Source organism: Paraburkholderia silviterrae, assembly GCF_004353915.1.
In the GTDB taxonomy this organism is placed as follows: Bacteria; Pseudomonadota; Gammaproteobacteria; order Burkholderiales; family Burkholderiaceae; genus Paraburkholderia; species Paraburkholderia silviterrae.
In genome coordinates, this window is the sequence record NZ_SMRP01000013.1 from 70401 (window position 1) to 96352 (window position 25952).

At 63.4% G+C, this 25952-nt stretch carries 19 protein-coding genes and 1 pseudogene; 10 read left to right on the top strand and 10 right to left on the bottom strand.

What is annotated here, in order from left to right; genetic code table 11:
- Positions 1 to 419: 419 nt before the first annotated feature.
- Both EYW47_RS23760 and EYW47_RS23765 read right to left on the bottom strand, forming a co-directional pair.
- Entirely contained in the window at positions 420 to 1292 is an 873-nt protein-coding gene (locus EYW47_RS23760) for a 4Fe-4S dicluster domain-containing protein (protein WP_133197287.1), read from the bottom strand.
- Entirely contained in the window at positions 1262 to 4219 is a 2958-nt protein-coding gene (locus EYW47_RS23765) for a molybdopterin-dependent oxidoreductase (protein WP_133197288.1), read from the bottom strand. The genes EYW47_RS23760 and EYW47_RS23765 overlap by 31 nt, the downstream gene beginning before the upstream one ends.
- Before the next feature lie 330 nt (positions 4220 to 4549).
- Between EYW47_RS23765 and EYW47_RS23770 the strand changes: the two genes are divergently transcribed.
- The 3 genes from EYW47_RS23770 to EYW47_RS23780 all read left to right on the top strand — a co-directional run bounded on the left by EYW47_RS23770 (position 4550) and on the right by EYW47_RS23780 (position 7513).
- Entirely contained in the window at positions 4550 to 5101 is a 552-nt protein-coding gene (locus EYW47_RS23770; protein ID WP_133197289.1) for a MarR family winged helix-turn-helix transcriptional regulator, read from the top strand.
- A 161-nt stretch (positions 5102 to 5262) separates the two neighbouring features.
- A complete protein-coding gene (locus EYW47_RS23775; RefSeq protein WP_133197290.1) occupies positions 5263 to 6309 on the top strand; it encodes a homogentisate 1,2-dioxygenase in 1047 nt (348 codons plus the stop codon).
- Positions 6310 to 6409: 100 nt separating this feature from the next.
- Positions 6410 to 7513 carry a Gfo/Idh/MocA family protein gene (locus tag EYW47_RS23780; RefSeq protein WP_133197291.1) on the top strand — a complete coding sequence of 368 codons (1104 nt, stop codon included), beginning with the start codon at positions 6410 to 6412 and terminating at the stop codon, positions 7511 to 7513.
- 46 nt (positions 7514 to 7559) lie between these two features.
- Here the strand turns inward: EYW47_RS23780 and EYW47_RS23785 are convergent, their stop codons facing one another.
- The 4 genes from EYW47_RS23785 to EYW47_RS23800 form a co-directional block, all read right to left on the bottom strand.
- On the bottom strand, positions 7560 to 8645 hold the full coding sequence (locus EYW47_RS23785) for a porin (RefSeq protein ID WP_133197292.1): 1086 nt from the start codon (positions 8643 to 8645) through the stop codon (positions 7560 to 7562).
- Between the two features lie 91 nt (positions 8646 to 8736).
- On the bottom strand, positions 8737 to 9930 hold the full coding sequence (locus EYW47_RS23790) for an FAD-dependent monooxygenase (protein ID WP_165976660.1): 1194 nt from the start codon (positions 9928 to 9930) through the stop codon (positions 8737 to 8739).
- 50 nt (positions 9931 to 9980) lie between these two features.
- The gene (locus EYW47_RS23795; RefSeq protein WP_205710140.1) at positions 9981 to 11510 is read right to left on the bottom strand and encodes an aldehyde dehydrogenase family protein; all 1530 of its coding nucleotides are present in this window, start codon (positions 11508 to 11510) and stop codon (positions 9981 to 9983) included.
- 84 nt (positions 11511 to 11594) lie between these two features.
- Entirely contained in the window at positions 11595 to 12701 is a 1107-nt protein-coding gene (locus tag EYW47_RS23800; RefSeq protein ID WP_133197294.1) for an NAD(P)-dependent alcohol dehydrogenase, read from the bottom strand.
- 143 nt (positions 12702 to 12844) lie between these two features.
- On the opposite strand from EYW47_RS23800, the gene EYW47_RS23805 reads away from it, so the two are divergent.
- The gene (locus tag EYW47_RS23805; RefSeq protein WP_133197295.1) at positions 12845 to 13705 is read left to right on the top strand and encodes a TetR/AcrR family transcriptional regulator; all 861 of its coding nucleotides are present in this window, start codon (positions 12845 to 12847) and stop codon (positions 13703 to 13705) included.
- A 251-nt stretch (positions 13706 to 13956) separates the two neighbouring features.
- On the opposite strand, the gene EYW47_RS23810 is transcribed toward EYW47_RS23805, so the two are convergent.
- Positions 13957 to 14160 carry a hypothetical protein gene (locus EYW47_RS23810; protein ID WP_133197296.1) on the bottom strand — a complete coding sequence of 68 codons (204 nt, stop codon included), beginning with the start codon at positions 14158 to 14160 and terminating at the stop codon, positions 13957 to 13959.
- Here EYW47_RS23810 and EYW47_RS23815 point away from each other — a divergent pair.
- The 4 genes from EYW47_RS23815 (at position 14159) to EYW47_RS23830 (ending at position 20065) form a co-directional block, all read left to right on the top strand.
- Positions 14159 to 15343, top strand: coding sequence for a substrate-binding domain-containing protein (locus tag EYW47_RS23815; protein WP_240763882.1), 1185 nt, complete (start codon positions 14159 to 14161; stop codon positions 15341 to 15343). The genes EYW47_RS23810 and EYW47_RS23815 overlap by 2 nt on opposite strands.
- Positions 15344 to 15359: 16 nt before the next feature.
- On the top strand, positions 15360 to 17837 hold the full coding sequence (locus EYW47_RS23820) for an ATP-binding cassette domain-containing protein (protein WP_133197297.1): 2478 nt from the start codon (positions 15360 to 15362) through the stop codon (positions 17835 to 17837).
- A 29-nt stretch (positions 17838 to 17866) separates the two neighbouring features.
- The gene (locus tag EYW47_RS23825; protein WP_240763883.1) at positions 17867 to 18865 is read left to right on the top strand and encodes an ABC transporter permease; all 999 of its coding nucleotides are present in this window, start codon (positions 17867 to 17869) and stop codon (positions 18863 to 18865) included.
- 99 nt (positions 18866 to 18964) lie between these two features.
- On the top strand, positions 18965 to 20065 hold the full coding sequence (locus EYW47_RS23830) for a porin (RefSeq protein ID WP_338117838.1): 1101 nt from the start codon (positions 18965 to 18967) through the stop codon (positions 20063 to 20065).
- Between the two features lie 155 nt (positions 20066 to 20220).
- On the opposite strand, the gene EYW47_RS23835 is transcribed toward EYW47_RS23830, so the two are convergent.
- A complete protein-coding gene (locus EYW47_RS23835; protein WP_133197300.1) occupies positions 20221 to 21186 on the bottom strand; it encodes an alpha/beta hydrolase in 966 nt (321 codons plus the stop codon).
- 435 nt (positions 21187 to 21621) lie between these two features.
- Between EYW47_RS23835 and EYW47_RS42015 the strand changes: the two are divergent.
- Positions 21622 to 21708, top strand: a pseudogene (locus tag EYW47_RS42015) (amino acid ABC transporter permease); the annotation flags it as partial.
- 35 nt (positions 21709 to 21743) lie between these two features.
- Here EYW47_RS42015 and EYW47_RS23845 read toward each other — a convergent pair.
- Together EYW47_RS23845 and EYW47_RS23850 are read right to left on the bottom strand one after the other, a co-directional pair.
- Positions 21744 to 23234: an aldehyde dehydrogenase gene (locus EYW47_RS23845; RefSeq protein WP_133197301.1), complete on the bottom strand. Its 1491-nt coding sequence runs from the start codon at positions 23232 to 23234 to the stop codon at positions 21744 to 21746.
- A gap of 69 nt (positions 23235 to 23303) precedes the next feature.
- Positions 23304 to 23897, bottom strand: a complete 594-nt coding sequence (locus EYW47_RS23850; protein WP_133197302.1) for a thioesterase family protein — start codon at positions 23895 to 23897, stop codon at positions 23304 to 23306.
- 209 nt (positions 23898 to 24106) lie between these two features.
- On the opposite strand from EYW47_RS23850, the gene EYW47_RS23855 reads away from it, so the two are divergent.
- Entirely contained in the window at positions 24107 to 25237 is a 1131-nt protein-coding gene (locus EYW47_RS23855) for a porin (RefSeq protein ID WP_133197303.1), read from the top strand.
- Positions 25238 to 25952 lie beyond the last annotated feature (715 nt).

The window sequence follows — 25952 nt, forward strand, 5'->3', positions numbered from 1 at the left end:
TCGCGCGCCGTGGGGCATAACCCAAACCAGTGGGATGCGAGCGTTTTCGTAGGACTACAGTGTATTTGCTCTGCAGTACTCCCGCGCATTCGCCAGGCAGCACATCCGGTTTTCCTTGCAGACCTTTCCGTCCGCGCGTAGCGCGTGGCGGGAAGGATGAGTCCTTTGTCACTAACGCGGAGTGTGCGGGGTGACGGATGCTCCGGAGCCGCTCCGATTTACAGGGCAGTGGTGGACTGCGTCACACTGGCGGTTTGAGCCGCTTTCTTTTGCCTACTTTTCTTTGCGGCTGCAAAGAAAAGTAGGTGCCGCCCCGCACAGGGGCAACACCAATATACCGACATGAAAACAAGGAAAGGCCAACGCACCAACGCACTAAAACCCGCACCAAAACCCACACCCAATGCCCCATGCGGGCATCAACATACCAACGTCCCAAGATTAACGCTCCCAGAGCGTTCCCTCTCAACAAGCACCTTCTCCCTACCATCCTTCCTGACCCGCACTGCGATCGTGGACACCGGCGCAGCCAACCCAGAAAACCGAAAATCCCCAAAATGATCGGTCCGGGCGACACGCTCGCTGCCATCGGCAGAATCAACCAAAACAACTTCGACATCCTCCAGATTCCGCAATTGCCCGCCACCCAGATCCTCGCAAACATTCCCAGCCACCAGATGACTTAAAGCCTCCTCCAGATTCTTGTAAAAAACCCGCGGCTTGGTCCCAAAATCGGCCCGAATAACCGACAGGTGCTCTTTCTCCACCATCTCCGCCAACTGGGCGTCCGCGACATTCACCGCCCGAATCGCTTTGGTAGGACATGCCTGCGCGCAACGCGGCTCCTTCCACCCCGCATCGAGCAGATGCGCATCGAAATTCCAGTTCTGCGGCACCTGTTCCTGCTCATTCCACTCGATCATCCCGTAAGGACAGGTCCCAACCAAATCGCGCCGCCCACGCGACTTGACCGGATCAATCACCACAACACCATCCGCGCGCTTGTAGATCGCCCCGTCCGATGCCGCCTTGACACAAGGCGCGTTATCACAGTGATTACAAGTCTTCGGTATATAGGTGACGTCGACGAGCGAGCCCTCGCCGCGAACGTGACGCTCGATCCGGATCGTCTCCAGCCCCTCCGGCGGCTGCGGCGCGGCATAGCCCGGAAAGGCATTGCCGCTGTACTCGTCCTTGGTCGCAAGGACACAGTTCCTGCAATTGATGCACAGCGACACATCAATAACCAGCGCCCAGCCGTTCACGCTGCTTTCTCGAGTTTCGAGTCCCATTTCTCCACCTCCACCCAGCAAGTATTAGGCATGATCCCGTCCGCGGTCGGACTCATTTTTCCACCCGGCGTCAGCAGATTGAGACAGCCTCCGCGATCGACCAGGCCCACCGATGTCTCGATCAAGTCGAGCTCGGCACACGATTCGTTGCCGCGCGTGACCCCCGCCTTGACGAGCTGGGAAACGTCCACGGCACAGATGACCGACGCCTGCGCGTTGTAGACCCGAACCAGGTCGCCACGCTCGATGCCTCGCGCTTGCGCATCCTGGGCGCTCATGCGCAAGACCCAGTAGCGATATCCGCCAACGTTCATCCGGTGCTCGTCGATCGTGCTGACGTGACTGTTCTTCCCGTCCGCATGCGTATGGAAGCTGTAGACCGGATGATTGGTCACGAGCTGCAGCGGGAACGGCTGTTTCGTGGCGCTCGCGCGGTTGATATAGCGGTTGACGGCCGGCCTGGCGGGGTCGAGCTGTTCGATGCGGCGCAGGCTCGACGGCACGAACTCGAACTTGCCCGACTGCGTGGGCAAGCCGTCGCCGAAGCCAGTCGAATACGTGCCGGGTAGCGGATTCGCTTCCGGCAAATCCTTCGGCCGTCCTTGCGCAAACCAGCGCATGTCGACAGGCGGCTGGTCGTCGTCCTTCGGCGGCGGCACGACGTGATAACCCTTTTGCAGGAACTTCTTCCACGTGGTTTGCTTGGGCAAGTCGGTGGAATTGAACATCCGCTCGCACCAGGCCAATTCGGAGCAACCGCCTTCCGAGAACATGCCGCCGTAGCCGAGCCGCGACATGATATCCAGAAAGATCTGGTAGTCCGACTTCGATTCGCCAAGCGGCTCGATGCACTTGTGCTGCATGATCACCATGCGGTGGTTGAGCTGGGTCTGCGCATGCTGGATATAGCCGCCGCAGTTGGCCCATTCGGAGATGTCGTCGCGCTCGAGCGCGGTGCACGCCGGCAGGATGACGTCGGCAAACTGCGCTTCGTTCTCCATCCAGATCGACTGGTTGACGATGAATTCGAGCGATGAATGGCGATAAGCTTCAACGAGCCGGTTCGATCCTGGCGTGGTGCCGAACGACGACGAGCCGTAGCGGTACAGCATGTGGATGCGGGAGTGGCCCGGCTTCGGATACGTGTATTCGGCAAATTGCCCCTCGACTGAGAAGCCGTCCCATGCGTAGCCTTGCGAGTGTCCCTCCACGATGGCTTCGGCCAGCCGTTGCCGGGGGACGGCCTGTTTCACCGGGTTGATCGTGATGATGTGAGGCATGCGGCAGTAGTTGTTGGCCGCGCTCGCCGTGTTGTTCAGGTCGCCGGAGATGCCGCCCTCGGCATAGCCGGGGAAGTAAAAATTGAGGTCCTGCGGCGCGCCAATCTGCAAGTTGCCGAAGTTGATCCCCGGCTTTCCCCAGCCCTGCATCGCCATCATCATGACGACGCTGCGCGCCCATTGCGCGCCGGTCTCGGTGCGGCATGCGCCGCCAAAGCCCGCGCCGAGGCCGCCCGCCGCGAGATACGTCTTCTTCGATGCCCACAAGCGCGCCAGACTGCGCACATCCTTGGCGGGCACGCCGGTTTCCGCTTCCTGCCACTCCGGCGTTTTCGGTATGCCGTCTTCCTTGCCGAGGACGTACGCGCTCCATTCGTCGAAGCCCGTCGAATTCGATGCGACGTACTCCTTATCGTAGCTGCCGTTGATCATCCATTCGTGCATGATGGCGATCGCCATCGCCGAGTCGGTGCCGGGTTTGATCGGCAGCCACTTCCCGCCGAGGAACTGGGCGGAATGCGTCAGATAGGGATCGATATGCACGAACTCGATGCCGAGCTGCTTGGCCCACAGCCGGCGCTCGGTGCCTTCGAATCCGCCATAAACGCCACTGGTCGATTCGGGATCGCTCGACCAGAACACGATGACTTCGGCGTGCTGAAGGCAGTCCTCGGTCGTGCCGTAGAAGCTCGGCGTGCCCAGGCGCAGGCTGTTGCCGTAGTGATGCATGGCGCCCCAGTACCAGCCTTCCCAGCTGATCGGGCTCGGTTCGATGCGAGTGAAGCCGATCAGGTTGCCGAAGCGCAGCATCGCGCTCAGGTAGTAGTTGATGTTTCCCCACTGGTGGTGGGCGCCCGTGACCATGCCGATGGCGCCGGGGCCGTAGTCCGTTTTCATGCGGCGGATTTCGCCGGCAACGATATCGAGCGCTTCGTCCCAGCTGATGCGCTCATAGCCCGAGATGCCGCGATTCTGGGGGTTGCGCTCGCCATGGGGATCGAAGTCGACGCGCTTCATCGGATGAAGGATGCGCTTGTCGGAGTACACGAGCGACTTGAGCGAGAGCGCGTGCGGGCTGACCGTCGCGCGCCGGGCCGGCGTCAGCCGGCGGCCTCTCGCGGTGATGCTCCAGCTCGGGCCGTCTTCCTCTTCGAGATCGATGGGCGTGGTGCGGACGATCTTGCCGTCCTTGACGAAGACGAACACGGGGCCGCCATTGGTGAGCGTGGTGTAGCGCGTGGTGCCGTCTTTCATCGGCAGGCCCTTGCGCCACGGAGCCGTCTTCATCGTGTCGATGAGCTGGCCGAACCACACGAGCTTCTGGTCGCTACCGCCCTGGGTGATCTTGAAGTTCTTGAGCGCATCGATCAGGAATGCGTGATCGGTCTTCGGCGCGAGCATCTTGTGCGCGGTCGCGACATCCATGAAGACGAGCTCGGCGTCGGGCTTCTCGCACACGCCCCAGCGTCCGGTCACGCTGCCGTCCTTGAAATGAAGCTGCCTCGCGAGACTGTTGTCTCGGAGCCGTAGCTGGATGATGCCGCTGCCGCTGGCGAGATGCGCGCGCATGGCTGGAAATCTGCGGGCCGCAATACGCAGGACGGTTGGCATGAGCCAAAGGATAAGTACAAGGATTTTGCGCTGCATGAGATGTCATCCCTGAGCAGAACTGCACTGTAATTGGACGTAACGACTGCCCGTCAAGCATCGCTCGATCGGCCGGCATGCTGTTGCGCATTGCGCCCTGAAGAGCGGATGCTGCGAAGCAGCACGACGCAACGGTCGTTCGCGTTGTATGATCGCGTCAGCGACGGATCATCTACAAGACAATGATACGTCAAAAAATCAACCTACATCGAATGATGTTATGTAGTATAAGTAAAGTCAAGGGTTCCGATGGTGGGGTGTGCCCTGACTACCTGTTCGTTCGCGGCCCGGAAATTTGCCCGGTTTGCCCATACACAGAGGAATGAGGGAATGTCCAAATCGAACTCCGGCGTCGCCAATGCAACTTTGGATCACGAGCCACCCGCAGGGGCGTCCAATGAGTCAGCTGCGAAGCTGTCGCCCGAATTGTTTGACGAGCGTGGCCGTACGGTGCCGTGGATGGCCAGGACGGTGCGCCGGCTCTATGATGCACTGGGCCAGAAAATTCTCGATAGGGAAAACCTGGCCATCGCGTATTGGTACTACCTGCGCGTGCTGGCCGAACGTGGCGAGCTGAATCAGCTCGAATTAAGTAAGCGTGTGGGGATTGCCTCCACCACCGCGGTGCCGGCACTCGACAACCTGGAAAAGCGCGGGCTCGTGCAAAGAGTGCGGGATCCTAAAGACCGAAGAAAGTATTACGTCAGCCTCAAGGACGAGGGCAGGCGCCTCGTCGACGACATGTTGCCGGCAATCGCCGACTTGCATTCGACTTCGCTCGACGGCATTGCCCCGCGGGACATGCAGGTGTTCTGGAAGGTCGCGCACCAGATCGAGAAGAACCTCATTGAGATGTCGAGAGACGACGTGGCGCTCGACTGACTTCGTACGGGTGGCATCGGCATCACACGCTGTCATGCGGCCAGAGCCTGGCCTGGGGAATTCCCTGGCACTCTTGACTTGATTTGTTCTGCGACACATCATTCGATATGAATCGATAACGTGTGTGCGATGCACAACCTCGAACCCAAGGAGGTGGACAAATGAGTGCCAAGCCGCAAGATGCAGGCGCCCCCCCGGTGCAACTCTGGAGCCGTGACGGCTTTCAGGGGGCGCTGTCCGTTGTGACCCGCCAGACCTATGCGCCGGATTATCTGTCCGTGCAGGGGCCGCACGCGCCGCGGCGAGCCGTCCTCGAGCGCTTGACGCCCGACGATCAGGACGATCCCGAGGCGCTGCCGACCACCGTGGCGACGTCGAGACTCGGCGTCAAGCTGCACGTCTCGGGGCGGCGCAAGCCCATGCCCTACGTGGTGCGCAATGTCGAGGCCGACGAGATTCACTTCATCCAGTCCGGCACGGTCAAGTTCGAAACCGACGTGGGCTGTCTCACCGCCTCGGAAGGGGACTTCGTCTGCATTCCCCGCTCCATTGCCTATCGCTATGCGCCCACGGGCGAGGCCATGCGCAGCGTCATCGTCGAGAGTCCTTCGGCCCTGAAGCTCGCGCCGCCCGCGCCAAGCGGCATGCTCAACGTCGCGCGGGATATGAAGTATGCCGAGGTCGATCCCAACATGCCGGCGGGCGGCCCGACGCGCCTCGTGCTGAAAACCCTCGACCCCGAGAACACGGTCTTCATGTTGCCGCACGATCCGCTTGCGCTCGGCGTGCATTTGTCGGAGTCCGTTCCGGTGTGGAAGCTGAATCTGGCCAATATCCAGGTTCACGCCTATCTGCCTGAAGGCGGTCCGCCCAGCCAGTTCTTGCAATCGGGCACGGGCGACGTGCTGATGTTCAACCTCAGCGCGCGTCCCGGGGGCCGGCCGCCGGTTCACATCAACGCCGACTTCGACGAGCTGATTTGCTACGTGCGCGGACCCGGCGCCTGGGGCGGATGCACCGAGCCCGGCACGTTGACCTGTGTGCCCAAGGGGGTCATCCACCACGGGCCCTCTGAGGACGTTCCCGAGGGCTATCAGGCCTGGCTGCTGGAAACCCGCGCGACGATGCGCTGGACACCGAAGGCGCTCGCCGCTTCGGAGCCGATGGAGACGGGCCAGTACATGCCGCATCCGGGCGCGGGCAAATGACCGGCACGACCGGCATGACCGGCATGGCCCGCTGTTCCCTGGTAGTGCTTGCAAAAGGCATTCGCCCGGACACATATGACTCAATAGTTTTGAGGATGCAATGAATAAACGGTTTCGAGTGGGTATCGTGGGTGTGAGCACGGAGCGCCGCGGGTGGGGGACGGTAGCGCATATTCCCGCGCTGCGGGCGTTGTCCGACGTGTTCGAGATCGCCGGCGTGGCGAACACGACTCTCGCGAGCGCGAAGGCGGCCGCCGATGCCCTGGACATTCCACGCGCGTTCGAGAACGTGGCGGCGCTCGTGGCCTCCCCGGATATCGACGTGGTGGCCGTCACGGTCAAAGTGCCCCATCATCGTGAAGTGGTTGCCGCAGCAATGGCGGCGGGCAAGCATGTCTACTGTGAATGGCCGCTCGGCAATGGCCTTGCCGAAGCGGTCGAGCTCGCCGAGCTCGCGAGGCAGAGCAAGGTGCGGGCCGTGGTGGGGACGCAGGCCACCGCGTCGCCCGAAGTCGAGGCCGTGCGCAAGCTCGTGGCCGATGGCTACGTGGGCGAGGTGCTGTCGTCGACTTACCTGGGCTGCGGTCCCACCTGGGGTGACGAAGTCACGCGCGGCGACTCGTACGCGATGGATGCGAGCAACGGCGCCACCTTGCTGAGGATTATCGGCGGGCATGCGCTGGCTGCCGTGCAAAGTGTGCTCGGCCCCGTCGACGAGGTGGAGGGCGTGATATCGCAGCGCCGCAAGACTGTGCGCGTGGTCGAGACGGGCGACACGATCCCGATGCGCACCCACGATCATGTGATGGTCAATGCCGTCTTGAAGTCGGGCGCGCCGTTGTCGCTGGAGCTTCGCGGTGGCTTGCCGCGCGGCACGCAGCTGCTGTGGGAGATCAACGGAACGCGGGGCGATCTGCGCATGACCGCGGCGCATGGCGAGTATCCCGTCATCAATATCGCGCCGTTGCGTGTGGAGGCGGGCCGCAAGGGCGAACAGGGGTATCGCGAGGTCGAGGTGCCAAAGTCCGGTTTCGTGGAGACGGTCATTGGGCGCAATGTGGCGGCTATTTATCGGCAGTTGGCCGACGACCTGATTCATGGCACCCGCACGGCCCCAGACTTTGATGACGCGGTCGCGCTTCATAAGGTGATCGACGCCATCGAGCGCTCGGATCAGACGCGCACGCGGGTGCGAGTCGACTAAGCGATGGCGGGACGCGGCTGCTCGTCCCGGCATCGCCGGGGATCGGTCAGAACAAGTGGCGAATGCCCACCGCGGAGCCGAAGGTCGTCCCCGCGACGCCGAACAGTGCGCCGTTCGTCGACAGCCCGGTGTCCATCTTGCCGTGGTTGTTGACGAACCCGAATTGGCCATAGAGCAGCGTCGCCTTCGACAGGCTATACGTCAAACCGGTGGTGGCCATGATCGAATGGTTGTTCGTATCGTTGCCGTCGCTCGTATACCAGACGCCCGCATCGACGCTCGTCACCGGCGTGAACCGGTAGCTCAAGCCGCCACCATACACGCGGTTGTCGAACGATCCCGCTACCTTCAGATTGACGAACACGGCCTTCACGGTTAGATCGTTGTACTGATAGCTCGCGCCGATCGTGCGGCCCGTGAACGCCACGGTGCTCGGAATGGGGGTGGTCGCGGCGGTGCCGCCCGCGTTGCCGTCGTACATCGAGACGGTGACCATCAACGGGCCGCTCGTGTAGTCGACGCTCGCCGAATACTGGCGGCCCGCCTGGAAATTACCGGCGATGCCGCCCAGCGCGAGCAGCGCGCTGCCCTGGAAGCCCGCGATTCTCGGGCTCGTGTACGAAATCGAATTCGAATTGAACGCGCCGGTCACGAACACGGCGCCGGTGTAGATCACTACGCCGCTGCCAAAGTAGGAGGCGCCGCGCGGATCCGAGGCGATCAGCGAGAGCACGAACGGCGATAGCTGCACGCCGCCCTTGACGGTGCCGAAGCTGCTGTCGATCCCAACCCAGGCCTGGCGGCCGAACAGGTTGCCGTTCGAATCGTTGAGGCTGCCGTTGGTCATGTCGATGCCGCTTTCGAGCTGGAAAATCGCCTTCATGCCGCCGCCGAGATCCTCGTTGCCTTTGAGCCCGAACAGTGACGGCGTCAAGCCGCCGGTGAGCAGCGAGAACTGATGGCCGGCGTTCTGCCCGGTGGCCGGGTTCAGCGTCTTGCTCGTATAGAGAATGCCGCTGTCCACGACGCCGTAGAGCGTGACGTTGCTTTGCGCGTGCGCCGGGAGGCCGACGCTGCCGAGCAGCGTGCCGGCGACGATCGGGAGGCGCTTGCGGAGACGATGCTTTATCATAAGGTATCCTTATATTTTGAGTCGTGCCACGTTCTGACGAATGCCGAGTCAGCGATCAGCGATCGGCGATCGGCGTCGTTCCCCGTCCGGGTCAGCTCAGGCTTCGTTCGATCTCCAAGACCGCGGCGGCGTTAGCATCGTGCTCGAGGATCCAGCGCACTTCCTTCGTCCACGCGCTCATCGTCGCGTCGCGCTGCGCCGCGTCGCTGAAGTCGGTGCGATAGAACTGGCCCGCCTGCCGGGCGACGGCCTGGACGCGGGCGGTGCGCTCACGCCGCAGGCGCTCGTAGCTCGCGAGGCGCCCGGACAGGTTGCCCGCGGATGCGCCTTTGAGCACGATGCCGAGCGTGTACGCGTCTTCGATCGCCTGACCGGCGCCCTGGCCGAGATGGGGGACCATCGGGTGCGCGGCGTCGCCCATCAGCGTCGCGCGCCGGCTGGTCCAGCGCGGCAGCGACGGGCGATCGTAAATGCCCCATACGTAGGTCTCGGTGAGCGCGGCAATCGTCTGGCCGACACGCTCGTCCCAGCCGCGATATTCGGCCGCGAGCGCGGCAAGATCACCGAGCGCGGACCACGATTCCGCAGAGTCGCGGTCCGTCGGGGCGAACGCGACCATGTTGATCATCGTGCCCGCCGAAACCGGATAGCACAGGAAGCTGCGGCCGGCGCCCATCCACAGGTACAGGCCTTGCGCATCGCTCGCCCATGGGAGCTTCTCCACGGGCACGAGGCCCCGATAGGCCATCACGCCCTCGCTGGTGGCCGCCACGTCGAGACCGATGCGCTGGCGCACGACGGAGCGAATGCCGTCGGCGCCGATCACGAGATCGCAGGTCACGCGCGCGCCGTTCTCGAACGTGAGCGTAATGCCGTCATCGTCCTCGATCAGGCCGGCGCAGCGATGGCCGAGCCGGAAGTTCGACGGGGGCACGGCACTCGCCAGGATGTCGAGGAATTCCGCGCGGTGGACGTTGTATCCCTGGCCGGCGTCGGACAACGGCACGCCGTCGGGCGCACCGCCGGTCTCGATCGGCACGCCGGCGGCGCTCATCAGCCGGACGCCGGCGGTCGGCGAGCCGATCTTGCGCAGCGCGTTGCCGAAGCCGAGCTTTTCGAGCAGCCGCGTCGCGTTCGGATGCAGTGTCACGCCCGCACCGATTTCCTTGAACTGGTCGGCCTGCTCATAGACGCACACGTCGTGGCCCGATTCCCGCAGCGCGGCGGCCGTCACTAGCCCGGCGATCCCGCCGCCGACGATTGCAATGCTCAATTTGTCTGTCATGTCATACCTCATCTGTTCTCATCTGTTGTCGTGGCCTGCGCGTCGCCGCGTCATGCCGAAGGGGCCGGCGGCGCGAACAATCCCAGCGGTCCTTCCGCCAGATTCACGACGACGCTCTTCAACTGCGTGTAGTGGGACAGCGTCTCGTGCGTGTTTTCGCGCCCGAAGCCGCTTTGCTTGACGCCGCCAAGCGCCATCCCCGGCCGCGTGTTGTAGTAGCGGTTGACCCACACGGTGCCCGTTTCGAGCGCGCGGGCGAGCCGGTGAGCGCGGTTCAGATCGCGTGTCCATACCCCGCCTGCGAGGCCGTAGAGGCTGTCATTCGCGGCGTCGATCATGTCGGCTTCGTCGTCCCAGTCGATCACCGTGGTGACGGGGCCGAAGATTTCCTCGCGGAAGATCGTCATCTCGCGCTGCACGCCCGTGAACAGCGTCGGCTCGATAAAGAGGCCGTCGGCGAGACCCGGCACGCTCGCGCGCGCGCCACCGAAGGCGGCTTGCGCGCCCTCGCGCTTGCCGGCCTCGATGTAGCCCATCACGCGGTCGAACTGCACCTCGGACGACACGGCACCGATCTGCGTCGCAGGGTCCAGCGGGTTTCCGTAGCGGATGCGCGCGAGCAACGCGTTGACTTTCTCGAGCAGCGCATCGCGCACGTTGCGATGGACGAACACGCGGCTGCCGGCGAGACACACTTCGCCCTTGTTCAGCACGGTCGACATCACGACGGATTCGGCGGCGGCGTCCAGATCGGCGTCGGCGCAGACGATATTGGCCGATTTGCCGCCCAGCTCCATCGTCTGCGGGATGATGGACTGGCTCGCATATTCGATGATCTTCTGGGCCGTCGCGCGCGAGCCGGTGAAGGACACCTTGCGCACGTCCGGGTGCGTGACGAGGCGCTCGCCGACGTCGCGCCCATAACCGGTCACGACATTGACGACGCCCGGCGGCAAGATCTCCTTCAACTCCTCGGCGAGCGCCATCACGGAGAGGCAGACAGTCTCGGCGGGCTTGAGCACGACCGTGCAACCCGCGGCCAGCGCGGGGGCGAGCTTGATGGCCGCCATCAGCAGCGCGACGTTCCATGGAATGATCTGCGCGACGACGCCGATCGCTTCGCGATGCGTCAGCGCGATGCTGCCGGGGAAGTCGAGCACCTCGCCCCGCAGATGCGTCAGGCCCGCGTAGAACTCGAATTGCTCGATCGCGTTTTGAACGTCGAGCAGGCCTTCGATGAGCGTCTTGCCGTTGTTCAGCGACTCCATGACCGCGAATTCGGCCTGGCGCTTGCGCAGCCGGGCCGCGATTTCGAGCAGGAGCCGCTGGCGATCCAGAGGCTCGGTGCGCGACCACGCCGGAAAGGCGGCCTTCGCCGCGCGAACCGCCCGATCGACGTCGAGCGCATTGCCGGCCTGGATCTTGCCGACGACTTCGCGTGTCGCGGGGTTATGCAACTCGATCAGATGCCCGCTGTCGCCGCCGGCCCATTCGTTGCCGATCAGGTGTCCGTAGACACGGCCGTGGTCTATCTGTGCGGCAATGGCTTTGCTTTGCTCAAAAGACGGTGGAATAAACAATTTCTTCTCCTTGATCACTGGATCAATAAATCAATAGTCCTGAGGGTTTTTCATGCGAGCAGGTCAACCAGAATCGATGGCCCGCTACTGCGCGAAGCGGATCACGGGCTTGATGGTTGCTCCCCGTGCGACATCGGTGAACGCCTCGTTGATCTCCGACGGTTCGTAGAAGCGAATCAGCTTGTCGATCGGAAACGCGCCGGCGCGGTAGAACTCGATCAGCCGCGGGATGAAGTCCTGAGGCGTGGCGTCGCCCTGAATGATCCCTTGCAGGCTTTGCCCGGCGCTCAGGCGCGACGCGTCGAGCAGCGCGCCCGCAGCGGGGCTGAAGAAGACAAAGCCGAATTTCCCCATGATCGCGAGCGCGGCCACGCCGGCTTCGAGACTCTCTTTGCGCCCGCTCGTGTCGAGCACGAAATCGACGCCGCGCGGCGTAATGCTGCGGATCACGGCGGCCACGTCCGCCGCCTTCGCGTTGATCGTGGTATGGGCGCCCAGCTCGCGTGCGAGCTGCAGCCGGTCGTCGTTGACGTCGATGGCGATGATCTTGCTGGCGCGCGCGATCTTGCTCGCCATGATTGCCGCGAGCCCCACGGCGCCGACGCCGAAGATCGCGATCGATGCGCCTTCCGGGACGTCGAGCGTGTGCAGCACCGCGGCCGCGCCGGTCTGAAAGCCGCAGCCGAGCGGGGCGAGCACCGCGAGCGGCAGGTCGCGCGGGACCTTCACGACATTGCGTTCGTTCGCGAGGCTGAAGGTGGCGAACGACGACTGACCGAAGAAGCGCCCGCGGATCGGGGTGCCGTCGGCATCGGCGAGTCCCGGCGAGCCGTCGGCCCGGGTGCCCGCGAAGTTCATCTGCACGAGGTGGTCGCAGTAGGCCGGATGCCCGGTGCCGCAGGCGTCGCAATGGCCGCAAGAATTGAACGACAGCACGACGTGGTCGCCGGGAGCGACGGACGTCACCGCGCTGCCGACGCGTTCGACCACGCCCGCGCCCTCGTGGCCGAGCACGGCCGGCAATTCGATCGGCATCAGCTGGTCGCGGAAATGCGCGTCGGTCTGGCAGATCCCGCTGGCGGCCATCCTGACGAGCACCTCGTCGGGGCGCGGGTCGTCGAGCACCAGATTCTCGAGCGTGAAGGAGCCGTGAGGCTCCCGGAGGACGGCTGCGGAGGTTTGGGTAGTCATGTCGATTTCCTGTCAGGTTGAGGCAAGCGGGGACGATGGCGGCAACGGTCCGGCCCCGCATTCCGGCCGGCATCGTCGCCGCCTTTTTTATAACGTACATCTGTACGGTTTAATGAATTAGTGGTGAAAACCCTGGAGCGAAAGTGCGCCTGGGTGGTCGTGATAAAATGAACGTCCGTACGGTTTATGTGCCGAGCGGGCAGACTGGCCCGCGCGGAACGTGCAAGGAAGCGTGTATGAAAGAGACCTCTCAATCGGCTCCGAAGAAGGAGCGCGCGGCCCGCTCGACGCGGGACGAGGCGGCGGGCGCCGCGTCTGTGCCGGCGCCCGCCGAGGCCGCAAAATCTCCCAGCGAGCCGCGGCCGGCGGGCAGATTGCGCCGGGAGCAGCAGCGCTCGATCGATACCCGGCGGGCGATCATCGATGCCGCGCTGGCCGAGTTCGCCGAGAAGGGCTTCGAGGCCGCGAGCATCCGGGAGATCGCGGCGAGGGTGAATCTGCCTCACACCACGGTCACGCACCACTACCGGAGCAAGGATTTGCTGTGGCAGGCCGTGGCCGAAGATCTCTTTTCGACCATCCGGAGCCTGTGGGAGCGCAACACCGACCGCTCGCAAGCGTCAGGGGTGTTCGACCGCTTGATGAGCGAGTACGTGAGCTTCCTGCAATTCACGATCGAGCATCCGCTGTTCCATCAATTCCTCGCCCGCGAGAAATGGCCCGGAAATCCGCGTCTGCCGTGGCTGGCGGAGCACATTCTGACGCCGCTGCTGGCCCACTTGCTCCCGGAGATTCGCGACGCGCAGCAGGCGGGATGCCTGCCGCCGGGCAATCCGATTCTGATCCACTACCTGTTCCTGGCGCTGATGTCGGCGCCGGCGATGTTCGGAGCGGAGATGGAGTTCACGGCGGGCATGAAGAGCAGCAATCCGCTGATGGTTTCGGAGTACGTATCGCTCGTGAAGTCGATTTTCGCCGGGAAATACGCGCCCGACGCGCAGTGACCGGCCGCCTCCCGCCGGGTTAGTTGCGCCTTCCTCGCTGTTCTCAGCGGCAGCCACAGCCGCTGCCGCTACCGTCTTGAGACGACACCCATGTGACATCCGTCGCCCGCGGCACATGGGTAGGGAGATTCCCCAGGGATCTTGACTTTAGTCATTCCAAAACACATCATTCGATATAAATCAATCGTGCATAGCATCATCGTATTTGAATGATGTATCGGCAAGTCACCCCCCGACCTGCATTCGTCTGTTTATTTTCGCTCTATCGCATTGCGCTGTTTCAGTTGTCGATCCGCATTCGCCACGGGAATTAAGGTTTCATTTAATAAATCCGGGTGCAGATAGAGCAAGCAGGAAATCAGGCGGCACATTTGTTTGACAATGATTCGTACACCATAGCAATTCGTACAAGCAGCGCATTGCTCATATTTAACCACGACATCGATGATCAACATGTTCGACTCGCTCAAGTCCTGGCTGACTGCCACGCCCTACACGGAAGTCCCACGCGAATTCATGAAGACCGCCTCAGGCAGGCATGAGGTCCGTGCGGCGCACCGCTTCGCAGGTTCATTCGCGAAGATTGCCGCGGTGTGCGGCGCCTGCACCATCGGCACGGCAGCCTGGGCGGCTGGCGACTCCGTGACCAACCATCAAGGCGACATCACGCCGATGTGCGGCACGAAGCCGATGATCGTCGGCATCTCCGACGGCTACGGCGGCAATACGTGGCGCAAGACCGGACTCGCGGAAGCCAAAGACGAGCTCAGCCGCTGCAAGAACGTCAAGCGGATCATCTATAGCAACGCCAATGGCGACCCGCAGAAGGCGAGCTCCGATATCAACAGCATGGTCGCGCAGGGCGTCAACGTCCTGATTCTGTTGCCCGACTTCGGCGCGGTGCAGCTGCCCTCGATGCGCTCGGCCATAAAGGCGGGCGTCGCGGTCGTCCCGTACTCGGCTCAGCTCGCGGGCACGCCCGGCCGCGATTACGTCGTCAACGTGGTGGGCGATACGAAGCAGATCGGTGTCCTGTGGGCGGACTGGCTCGGGACCACGGTGAAGAAGGGCAACGTGGTGTTCCTGGGCGGGTCGCCCGGCGCCGCGAGTTCGCAGAACTTCCTCAACGGCCTCAAGGCGGGACTCAAGCCGTACGCAAACCTCAAGTTGTTGAGCGACCAGTTCGTCGTGACGAACTGGAACCCCGTCGACGCGCAGAAGGCCACGGCCGGCCTCATCGCGCAGTATCCGAAGATCGACGCCATCGTGACCGACTCCGGCACCACGGCGCTGGCCGCCATCAAGGCATTCGAACAGGCCCATCTCACGGTCCCCGCCATCGCGACGATCGCGAGCGACAACGAGCTCAACTGCCACTATTTGCAGGCGAAGAAGGCGGGCACGCCGTTCCCGTACTACACCCTCGATGGCACGACCTCATACGTGCGCTTTGCCGTGCGCCAGGGGGTGGCGGCGTATCAGGGAACGGCGGACAAGGAGTCGCCTTCGATCCTGCCTTTCGTCTACGCGGACAGCGCCAGGGGCCTCGATCCGAAGTGTGATCCGTCCGCGCCGCCCGATGCCGATCTCACCTCCGCACTTCCTGCCGCCAGGCTCAAGGAAGTCTTTGCCCAGTAATCGTTCGAGACGAATCATGAATGACCAGAAAACGCTGCTGCAGATCGATGGTGTCACCAAGATATTCCCCGGAGTCCGGGCGCTCGACAACGTGACGTTCTCGGTGGTCGAGGGCGAGGTGCACGGGCTCGTTGGCGAGAACGGGGCGGGCAAGTCCACGCTCATGGCCGTGGCGTCCGGCGCCCTCGTGCCGGAGACAGGGCGCGTCGTGATCGACGGCAACGAGACGCGCGGCGACACGGAAGCGGCACGGCGCCTCGGGTTGGCCATCGTGCGTCAGGAACCGGCGCTCATGCCTGACCTCACCGTAGCCGAAAACCTCTATCTTGGCGTGCCTGTCGAGCAGCGCCCGTCGTTGATGGAAGTGGCATCGTGGGCGCGAGGGCTCCTGAAGCAATGGAGCGGCGATGTGGCGATCGATGCGAACGAGCGCGTGGTGAGCCTCGGCCCCGAGCAGCGGTTCATTGTCGAGATCGTCAAAGCGCTGGCCGCGAAGCCCAAGGTGCTGGTCCTCGACGAACCGACCGAGCATCTGTTGACCGAAGACGTCGACCGTCTGTTCGAGCGCATTCGCAAGATCACGGCTTCGGGCTGTGCCGTCGTCTACATCTCGCACCGGATTCGCGAGGTGCAGAGAATCGCGCATCGCCTCACGGTGCTGCGTGACGGCCAGGGGCAGGGCACCTATGAGGCCGCGGGCCTCAGCGAGCAGGAAATTGTCGAGCTGATCGTGGGCGGCGCGCTCGACCGCGACTTCCCGGCCAAGGGCAATACGGGCGGCGCGGGCGTCATGCTCGACGTGACGAAGCTGCGCGGCGCCGGCTTTACCGACATCTCGGTTCGGGTCAAGCAAGGCGAGATTGTCGGCCTCGCGGGGATCGACGGCAACGGCCAGCGCGAGTTCATGCGCGCTCTCGCGGGACAGACGCGAAGCCGTGGCAACGTTGCGGTGGCCGGCGTTGCCGCGAAGCTTCACAACTCGCAGGCAGCCGCCGATGCGGGCATCCGTTATTTGCCGGGCGACCGTCATCGCGAGGGCATCTTCGGCGAATTGTCGGTGCGAGAGAATTTTTCGATTCGCAGTCTGCCATTCGATGCCATCAAGGGGTGGGTGAATCCGCGCAGCGAAGCGAGGCGCGCGCGAGACGCCGTGATGCGATTCGCTGTGAAGACGCCCTCCATCGACACGCCCATTCGCAGCCTGTCGGGCGGCAACCAGCAGAAGCTCGTGCTGGCGAGCGTGCTCGCCAGCCATCCCAAGGTGCTGCTGGTCGACGAGCCGACTCAGGGCGTGGACATTGGCGCACGGATGGAAATCTACAAGGTGCTGCGCGAGGCTGCGGCGGCCGGCACGGCCGTGATCGTGGTGTCCTCGGATGCGCACGAGGTGGCGGGACTCTGCGACCGCGTGCTCATCTTCTCGCGCGGCCATATCGTCAAGGAACTGGGCGAGAACGCCGTTAGCGAGAACAACATCACACAGGCCGTCCTGACCGCAACGACGGAGCGGGAGAAGGGCGCTTCCACGATCTCCGGGCTCTGGAAGTGGGCCGCCGGCGATTGGGCGCCGCTCGTGATGCTGGCCGTTGCCGTCTGCGCGCTCGGCCTGTATGCGGCGCACGTCAATCCTGCCTATCTCTCCGCGCGAAACTTGAGCGGCATGCTGGCGCTCGTGGCGACGCTCGCCATCGTCGCGTACGGGCAGCAGACGCTCATGCTGGTCGGCGGCATCGATCTTTCGGTCGGGCCGCTCATGGGGCTGATCGTCGTGATCCAGTCGTTTTTCCTGAACGATGGCGCCTCGCTGGCCCATCAGTTCTCGGGCTGGGGGATCGTGTTGCTCGTCGTCCTCGCGGTCGGCTTCGTGAACTGGATGCTGGTCGGCCCGTTCCGCCTGCATCCGATGGTGGCGACGCTCGCGACGTATATGGCGCTTCAAGCTGTGTCGCTGCTCCTGCGCCCGGTGCCGGGCGGCCTCATCGCCGATCCCATCGTGGAGGCCATCGGCGGCCAGCTCGGCTTCGTGCCCATTGTCGCGATCGTGGCCATTGTGATGGCCGTCGTGCTCGAGATCGCGTTGTACAAGTCGAAGGCCGGTCTCACGCTGCGCGGCGTGGGCTCCCGCGTCGAAGCGGCCCGCATGTCCGGCGCCCGTCCGCAACTGACGCAGCTCGCGGCGTACATGGGGTGCTCGTTGCTTGCCGGTCTCGCCGCCGTGCCGATGATGGCGCAGGTGGGCTCCGGCGACCCCAGCGCGGGCATCAACTACACGCTCGGCAGCGTTGCGGCGGTCGTGATCGGCGGCGCCAGCCTGTTTGGCGGACGCGGTTCCTTCGTCGGCTCGCTGCTGGGCGCGCTGCTCATCATTCAGGTGAACGTAGTGACCTCGTTCCTCGATATCGGGGACTCGTGGCAGTCGTACCTCCTCGGCGGGATGATCCTCGCATCGGTCGCGCTCTATTCCAAGAGCAGAGAAATGGTGGTGGCGAAATGAGACACTCAATGCACAATCAGGCGGAAGTCATGTCGGAATTCCTTGAGCCCTCCAAGTCGAAATCGAAAGCAAAGCCCGTGCGGTTGCCCGCCGTCGATGAATTCTCGTGGATCTGGATCGGGCTGATCCTGCTCTTCGTGTGCAGCGCCATTGTCGCGCCGGGCACGATGACGCGAGGCTCGATACTCGCCATGCTCCCGTTCGCCGGCATTCTTGCGATCGTCGCGACGGGCCAGACGCTGGTCATCCAGCAACGCGGGCTCGATATGTCGGCCATCGGCATGGTCTCGCTCGCCGGCATCGTCATGGCCAGAACGGGGTTCGCGTTCAATTCCGTTGTCCTTGCCGTCATCATTACGGTCTGCGTCGGCGGGATTGTCGGCATCATCAACGGTGCGCTGATCTCGCGCGTCGCGATCACGCCGCTGGTGGCGACGCTCGCCGTCAACGCGCTGCTGATTGGCTGCGCACGCTCGCTGACCGGCAACGTTCCGGTGGACGTTCCAACCGTCGTGCAAACCATCTCGCACGCCCAGTTCCTGGGTCTCCCTGCGAATGTCTGGTTCGCCTTCGCGTTCGTGACGACCGCGTGGATCATTACCCGCAAGACCACGGTAGGGCGCCGGTTCGTTGCCGTGGGGGTGAACCCTCGCGCGGCCGAAGCTGCAGGCGTCAATGTGCTGAAGTACCGGATTGGGGCGTACTTCGTCTCGGCAGTTTGCTTTACCGCGGCGGGCATGCTGCTCGCCGGATTCATCGGCAGCGCGTCGCAAACATCGGGCAACGACTATCTGCTGCCGGCGATCGCGGCCGTCGTGGTCGGAGGCACGCCGTTCACGGGCGGCAGAGGCAGTGTCGTCGCAAGCGCGGTGGCTGCACTGTTCATGGCGCAACTCGGCCAGCTCGTGCTGGCGCTGGGCGCGGGCCCCGCGGTTCAGCTCCTCGTCCAGGCCAGTGCGATTCTGCTGGCGACGGTGGTGCGGCATCTTCCAGAGTTTCTGCGCACCTTGCGCAAGTCGAGGGGGTAGTGGCAGACGCGAATCGATTGGTTCCTGAAAATGTCGGTTTGTAATTAGTAGTGCGATGTTCGGTACGGTATGGCCCGCAAAGAGGCCTCCGCATGGTTCATGGAGATTATTTTCGTTGAGGATGACAAAATGAAAAGACTGGCATTGTTTGTGGCTTTGGCAACCATGGGGATCTGCAATGCGAACGCGCAGAGCTCCGTGACCTTGTACGGGCGCATTGCGGCGGGCTTCGACTACGTGACCAACGTGGCAACCCCGAACGGCCAATCGAAGAATAACTTCCGGTTCGGCAGCAATCAGTACGGGTATAGCTGGTTCGGCCTGAAAGGGGACGAAGATCTTGGCGGCGGTCTGCATGCCGTCTTCAAGCTCGAAAGCCTCTTCACATCCGGTACGGGGGAGACCCCGCCCAACCTGATTTTTACCCGCGACGCGTATGTGGGGCTGTCCTACGACAAGCTCGGTAGCCTCTGGTTAGGACGGGCCATGAGCCTGACCGACGAAACCGGCTGGTACATCGACCCGCTGGGCGAGCAGGTCGGGACCGGCATCGCCAACTTCGCCTACGGACGAGCGTGGGGGCCACGGCCAAACGTGGTCACCTACAATTCGCCGAAGTGGGCGGGCTTCTCGTTCCGCGTGCAAAATGGCCTGGGCGGCGAGGCAGGCAACTTCCGGGGTGGCCGCCAGTTCAGCGTGAGCGCGCAATACACGCTCGCGGGTTTCGCGGCATACGGGGTCTATGAGGAAATCCGCGACGCCAACGGGAAATTCTCCGATCTGTACGCGGCTTCGCGGGAGTACATGATCGGCGGCACCTATACGCTCGGATCCGTCAAATTCTTTACCGGCTATCAGCAACTGGTCTCTTCCGGACAGGATACGGTCGCGACCACGTTCAATCCGTTCGCGGCAACGCGCAGCCAGCAGGAGTGGCTGGGCGCCTCCTGGCAGGCCACGCCCACGCTGGCGTTCCAGGCCGGCTGGTATCACGGCAACGTCAATCACGGCGGCGGCACGGGCAACCTCGGGGCGCTCGGCACCACCTACAACCTCTCGGCACGGACCTTCCTTTACCTGACCGTCGGAGCCATGTTCAACGGCAAGCAGTCTTCGTTCCCGGTTGAAACAACGGACTCCTTACCGCTGCCGGGACACAACCAGCAAGGCGGCTACGTTGGCGTCATGCACTTCTTCTGAGTGCACGGGAAGACTTTGCGGCGCGGCCGGCGGTCAGGCGGCGCGCCGTTCGTGCGGTCATGAAGTTACGACGTTACGACGTTACGACGTTGCGATTGGGGGCGCCGATACGGCCTGTCATCTACGGCGTCCCCAATCGATCGATTCCCGCGGTTTCACGATCCGCTGGCTGACTGCAGTCTCTCGGTCAGAAACGTGCCGATCTCATCGAGAGCCTGTGTCGCGGCCTTCAACTTCCCGACGCTGCAGTGGAATCCGTGCGGCATGCCCAGCCAGACGTCCACTCGCGCGTCGACGCCTGCGGCGACGGCGCGCTGAACATACAGGCGCGAATCGTCGAGCAGGACTTCATCGTCTCCCACGTGCACGCGAACGGGCGGCAAGCCGGTCACGCTTGCATGGAGCGGTGAAGCCAGTGGATTCTTGGGGTCGGCGTCCCGCAAGTAGGCCTGGACGAGTTCCGATGCTTGTGCGCGCGTGAAAAGCGGATCGGCGTCTGCCCGCGTTTCATACGTGGGGCTCGAGAGCGTCAAATCCGTAACGGGCGACAACGCTACTACGCCTGCGAGTTTGGCTTTCGTGGCGACTTCTCCGCTGGCGATGCGCGAAACGAGGCCCAGGGCGAGATTGCCGCCCGCCGAGTCGCCGGTCACCGCAATGCGGGCAATGCCGCTCGCGTCGAGCCCAAGATAGCAGGAGAGCACGTCACTCACGCCGGCCGGAAAAGGATGCTCGGGCGCCAGCCGATAATCCGGCACGAAGGCTTTTACACCGCTCCGCGCGGCGATCTGGCCGACGAGGTGGCGGAATGCATGGGCGGATCCAAAGTTGAACCAGCCGCCGTGCAGATGGAGGATTACTTCGTCAGGCCGGCTATTTTCAGGGATGATCCAAAGCCCGGGAATGCCGCCGACCGAGCCGGATTCGACCGTCACGCCCTCGTGGGGCGCCACGCTTTCCATGATCTCGTCGAACACGCCGCGCCACTCGACGCCCTGCCGCATGCCTTTGACGGGACGGGTCATGTCGCGCATGGCCGCGGTGATTTTCCCGTCTTCAGGATCGAGCGGGTGTGTCACGACGAAGGCGCTCGACTGACCGCCGGTGGATGAATATTGCATCGTCAGCTCCTATAGCGAGGTATAGCCAGGTATGGCCAGACATAGCCAGATCAATCGATCGTCTTGCCGATTAAACCCGCTGCGTCTCTTTTCTTCCGGTTCACCCCATTGCGCTCAGCAAACGGAATACTCACCGGCAGCAGCGGATTAACGAAAATCACACACCTCATTTGACCATTGGGGCTGCCAGGCAACAATGCGCGAAAACGTGAAGCTCCGTTTCGCGTATAGAACGATGTGTATCCATCAGGATGCGGTGCAAATATCGCTGCTCAGGCGCTACCAAATCGCCCGACTAGCTTTCGATCTGAGAAAAGCCTGGTTCCCTCGCGCGCGTCGTATCGCCAGGCTGTGTGCTCCGCCCGTGCCTATGCTCAGCGGCAGCACACGGGCGCAACCAATGAGGGCACTCGAATTGCCGATTGACAGCGGCTGGCGGCGCTCTCGCTTGGCTTGACGCGTTGGCAGGCGTTGCGCGAAGGGATCCTGCCACAAGCCGTGCGCGTGATGATGCCGTCGTTCGGCGATGAGGGCGGGCGGTCGCGTTCGGCAGCGTCTTAGCGCAAGCGCACGATGGTGGACTTGAGCTCCGTATATTTCTCCAGCGCGTGCAATGAGTTGTCGCGCCCGTTACCGGACTCCTTGAAGCCGCCGAACGGGAAGTTCATGTCGTCGGTTTCCTCGTAGCCGTTCACCCACACCGTGCCCGCGCGCAGCCGTCGAGCGGTTTCGTGCGCCGTCGTGAGGTTGGAGCTCCAGACGGCGGCCGCCAGCCCGTAGGGGGTGTCGTTGGCGAGCGCGACGGCTTCGTCGAGGGTATCGAACGCCGTCACCGCGAGCACGGGGCCGAAGATTTCTTCGCGCACGATCGGGCTGTGCGTGTCCGCGCAATCGAATACCGTCGGCTCGACATATTGCCCGCCGGTCTCGCTGCGCACGCGTTGTCCGCCGCGCAGCAGTCGCGCCGTTGCGCGGCCCTGCTCGACATAGCCGAGCACGCGGTCCACCTGGGCCGCATCGATCAGGCTGCCCATGCGCGTGGCCGGCGAGAGCGGGTCGCCCGGCGCGTACTCCGCCGCGATGGCCAGCACGCGATCGAGGAAGGACGTCTTGATGTCGCGATGCACGAGCAGACGCGAACCGGCCGTGCACATCTGCCCCGTGTTGTAGAACACGGCATGGGCGACGCTACGGGCGGCGCGTTCCAGATCGGGGCAGTCGGGCAAGACGATTTGCGGCGACTTGCCGCCGAGTTCGAGCCAGACACGCTTGAGGTTCGAGTCGGCCGCGCTGCGCGCGATCTTGCGCCCGACCGCGGTGGAGCCCGTGAACGCGAGGCAGTCCACGTCGTTGTGGAGCGCAAGCGCTGCGCCCGTGTCGCCGAAGCCCGGCACCACGTTGAGCACGCCGGCCGGCAGGCCCGCTTGCGCGGCCAGTTCGGCAAGACGCAAGGCCGTGAGCGGCGACTTCTCCGAGGGCTTGAGCACGACGCTGTTGCCGCTCGCCAGCGCCGGAGCGCATTTCCACATGGCGATCAGCGCCGGAAAATTCCACGGCACGACGGCGCCCACCACGCCCACGGGTTCGCGCGTGACGAGCCCCAGAAACTCCTCGCCGACCGGTGCGACTTCGCCGCCCGTCTTGTCGATGGCTTCGGCGAACCAGCCAATGCAGTACGCGGCCGAAGGAATATCGACACTCGTTGTGTCCGCAATGGGCTTACCCGTGTCGAGCGTTTCGAGCAGCGCGAGTTCGTCGGCGTGCTCGCGCACGAGCTCGGCCCAGCGCAGCAGCACCGCCTTGCGTGCACGCGGCGCCTGGGTGCGCCAGACGCCGCGCTCGAAGGTGCTGCGCGCCGCCTTCACAGCACGATCCACGTCCGTCGCACGGCAATGGGCGACCTCGGTCAGTGTGCGGCCGTCGATCGGGCTGGTGCACGTGTACGTTTGCGAGTCGTGCGCGGCGCAATATGCGCCGTCGATCCATGCGCGGCCCTCGATGGCAAGCGTTGCCGCACGTGCGTTCCAATCCTGCGCTGCTTCGGTCATGCGTGGTACTCCTCAATGTCTGGAAAGAGATGCTGCGGTGGTGCCGTGATCCGTGGCTGCTCAGGCTGCTCAGGCCGCCGCGGCACGGGTGCCGGCTTGCGCGTCGCGCCGCGCAATGGCAATCACGCGGCCCGCGTCGGCGGGGCGCGCGGCGCGGCTATGGGTGGCGTGGATCACCGCCAGGCGCTGCTGGATCTCGGCGGGAAAGGGCGCGGCGCGGCCCGCCCGCATGTCGACGTGCATGAGCATCTGCTCCGCGCTCGCTAGCAGGGTGCCGCTTTCGGCATGGAACATTTCGTGAAAGATGTGCAGCCGCTTGTGATCGAAGTCGAGCAGGCGCAGCGTCAGCCGCAGGGGCTCGCCGAGCGCGACTTCGCGCCGGTTGCGGATATGTGTCTCGACCGTGTAGACGGAATGGCCGCGCTCGCGGTAATCGTCGTCGATGCCGAAGTAGCGGAAGAACGCGTCCGTATTGTCGCCGAACACATAGAGGTAGCACGACTCGCTCATGTGCTGGTTGTAGTCCACCCAGGCCGGCTGAACCGTGCAGCGATGCAACTCCAGTGGCGTGGCAACCGGCGCGCTCAGGTCGAAGGGCCGGGATTTTTGACCTTCGTACGCCGAACGCAATTGATGCGGATTCAAGGGATCGTGGCGGTTCATACGTGTGGCGCTCCGTTCTCTGGCTGTCCGGACCGATGGTATGGTTAATTGAACAATTTTTCAACATCGGTCGATGTACGGGAAAATACGGGTGAAACAACTGGCTTGCGCGGCTTTGTCCTGGGTTGAACATTCATTCAGCAAATTTTATACTCGCCCACGATCGCTGATCAACAAAAGAGCACCAATCAGGTTTGGAGACCTTGACGATGAAGAAACAAGTTTTGGCAGCGGGCGTGGCCTGCGCGGTGGTGGCTGGACCGGCATTCGCGCAGAGCGGTGTGACTCTGTACGGGATCATCGATGCCGGCATCACCTATGTGAGCAACACAGGCGGTGCGCACGCCTGGTTGTTCGACGACGGCGTTTCCTATGGCAACCGCCTCGGCTTCATGGGCGAGGAAGACCTGGGCGGCGGCAACAAGGCCGTCTTCAAGCTCGAAAGCGGTTTCAGGCTGGGCACCGGCAAGCTCAACCAGGGCGGGGCGTTGTTCGGGCGTCAGGCCTACGTGGGGCTCGGCAACGACTGGGGCACGCTCACCTTCGGCAACCAGTACGACTTCGCGTTCGACTTCACGGAAGCATTCAACGTGAGCGCGTTTGCGAGCGGCTACGGCGTGCACCAGGGCGACTTTGACCGGCAAAGCGGCGACCGCCTGCAGAACGCGGTGAAGTTCGTCAGCAACAGCTACCACGGGCTCGTGGTGGGCGGCATGTATTCGTTCAGCAACACGGCGGGCAACTTCCACGACGGCAGCGCCTGGAGCGTGGGTTCCACGTATTCGATCGGCGACTTCTCGGCGGGCGGCAACTATACGCGCCTGAACAAGCCGCAGGGGCTGGCCGCGGTTGACCCGTACGCGCAGATTGGCGTGAGCACCATGCTCGGCCAGACGGTTGCGAGTGTCGACCCGCAAACCGGTGCCGTCACCGACCTGTACGCGGACAAGCCGTTCCAGGTCGATTCGCAATCGATCTTCGGGATTGGCGCGTCTTATGTTTTCGGCAAGCTCACCGTGAGCGGCGATTTCAGCAACACGACATTCAAGGGCTACGGGCAGTCGTCGACGATGCGTGTCTACGAAGCGGGCGGTATCTATCAGCTGAGCGCGCCGCTTTCGTTCGTGGCAGGCTATCAGTACACCACCTTCGAAGGGCATCACTGGCACGAAGTCGCGCTGGGCACGCATTATCTGCTCTCCAAGCGGACCGACATTTACGCGGCCGTGGACTGGCTGCGTGCGTCGAGTGGCGTGGATGCGGTGATCGGATATAGTTTCGAGCCTTCTTCGAGCCGTACGCAAACGGCTGCGCGTGTGGGAATTCGGCATAATTTCTGAACGGGCGTGGGCCCGGGCCCGGGCCCGGGCCCGGGTCGCGCTGGCGCGTGAGGGGCATGAAGTGGCTTGGTGAGACCTTCTCGTGCGCGCAGGCAGTGGAGCGCCTCGTGCACGCGATCGATTCGTGTGGTTTCCTGAACCCTGGGAAGGTAGTCTGAGTTAGTGGTTTGAAATGGGGTTTGGGGGTTTTGTTGTGGGGTATAGGGCGTTGGCCTTTCCTTGTATTCATGTAGGTATATTTGCGTTGCCCCTGTGCGGGGCGGCACCTACTTTTCTTTGCAGCCGCAAAGAAAAGTAGGCAAAAGAAAGCGGCTCAAACCGCCAGTGTGACGCAGTCCACCACTGCCCTTTTTATCGGAGCGGCTCCGGGGCATCCGTCACCTCGCACACTCCGCCTTAGTGACAAGGGGCTCATTCTTCCCGCCGCGCGCTACGCGCGGGCGGAAGGGTCTGCAAGGAAAACCGGGCGTGCTGCCCGGCGAATGCGCGAGAGTACTGCCTAGCAAATACGCGGGAGTCCTACGAAACCGCGTACATCCCACCGGTTTTTGTTATGCCCCACGGCGCGCGGAGCGCCGCCGGATGGATGAGCCCTTTGTCACTCCGGCGGACGGCGAGTGATGACAGACGCCCCGGAGCCGCTCCGATTAACATCCAGTGGTGGACAGCGTCACACTGGCGGTTTGAGCGGCTTTCTTTTGCCTACTTTTCTTTG

What these genes read in the sequence shown, in the direction of transcription:
- EYW47_RS23760 (WP_133197287.1), bottom strand. Translation starts at nt 1,292, where the DNA reads ATGGGACTCGAAACTCGAGAAAGCAGCGTGAACGGCTGGGCGCTGGTT.
- EYW47_RS23770 (WP_133197289.1), top strand. Translation starts at nt 4,550, where the DNA reads ATGTCCAAATCGAACTCCGGCGTCGCCAATGCAACTTTGGATCACGAG.
- EYW47_RS23775 (WP_133197290.1), top strand. Translation starts at nt 5,263, where the DNA reads ATGAGTGCCAAGCCGCAAGATGCAGGCGCCCCCCCGGTGCAACTCTGG.
- EYW47_RS23785 (WP_133197292.1), bottom strand. Translation starts at nt 8,645, where the DNA reads ATGATAAAGCATCGTCTCCGCAAGCGCCTCCCGATCGTCGCCGGCACG.
- EYW47_RS23810 (WP_133197296.1), bottom strand. Translation starts at nt 14,160, where the DNA reads ATGTTGATCATCGATGTCGTGGTTAAATATGAGCAATGCGCTGCTTGT.
- EYW47_RS23820 (WP_133197297.1), top strand. Translation starts at nt 15,360, where the DNA reads ATGAATGACCAGAAAACGCTGCTGCAGATCGATGGTGTCACCAAGATA.
- EYW47_RS23825 (WP_240763883.1), top strand. Translation starts at nt 17,867, where the DNA reads ATGTCGGAATTCCTTGAGCCCTCCAAGTCGAAATCGAAAGCAAAGCCC.
- EYW47_RS23830 (WP_338117838.1), top strand. Translation starts at nt 18,965, where the DNA reads ATGGAGATTATTTTCGTTGAGGATGACAAAATGAAAAGACTGGCATTG.
- EYW47_RS23835 (WP_133197300.1), bottom strand. Translation starts at nt 21,186, where the DNA reads ATGCAATATTCATCCACCGGCGGTCAGTCGAGCGCCTTCGTCGTGACA.
- EYW47_RS23790 (WP_165976660.1), bottom strand. Translation starts at nt 9,930, where the DNA reads ATGACAGACAAATTGAGCATTGCAATCGTCGGCGGCGGGATCGCCGGG.
- EYW47_RS23800 (WP_133197294.1), bottom strand. Translation starts at nt 12,701, where the DNA reads ATGACTACCCAAACCTCCGCAGCCGTCCTCCGGGAGCCTCACGGCTCC.
- EYW47_RS23765 (WP_133197288.1), bottom strand. Translation starts at nt 4,219, where the DNA reads ATGCAGCGCAAAATCCTTGTACTTATCCTTTGGCTCATGCCAACCGTC.
- EYW47_RS23855 (WP_133197303.1), top strand. Translation starts at nt 24,107, where the DNA reads ATGAAGAAACAAGTTTTGGCAGCGGGCGTGGCCTGCGCGGTGGTGGCT.
- EYW47_RS23780 (WP_133197291.1), top strand. Translation starts at nt 6,410, where the DNA reads ATGAATAAACGGTTTCGAGTGGGTATCGTGGGTGTGAGCACGGAGCGC.
- EYW47_RS23850 (WP_133197302.1), bottom strand. Translation starts at nt 23,897, where the DNA reads ATGAACCGCCACGATCCCTTGAATCCGCATCAATTGCGTTCGGCGTAC.
- EYW47_RS23815 (WP_240763882.1), top strand. Translation starts at nt 14,159, where the DNA reads ATGTTCGACTCGCTCAAGTCCTGGCTGACTGCCACGCCCTACACGGAA.
- EYW47_RS23845 (WP_133197301.1), bottom strand. Translation starts at nt 23,234, where the DNA reads ATGACCGAAGCAGCGCAGGATTGGAACGCACGTGCGGCAACGCTTGCC.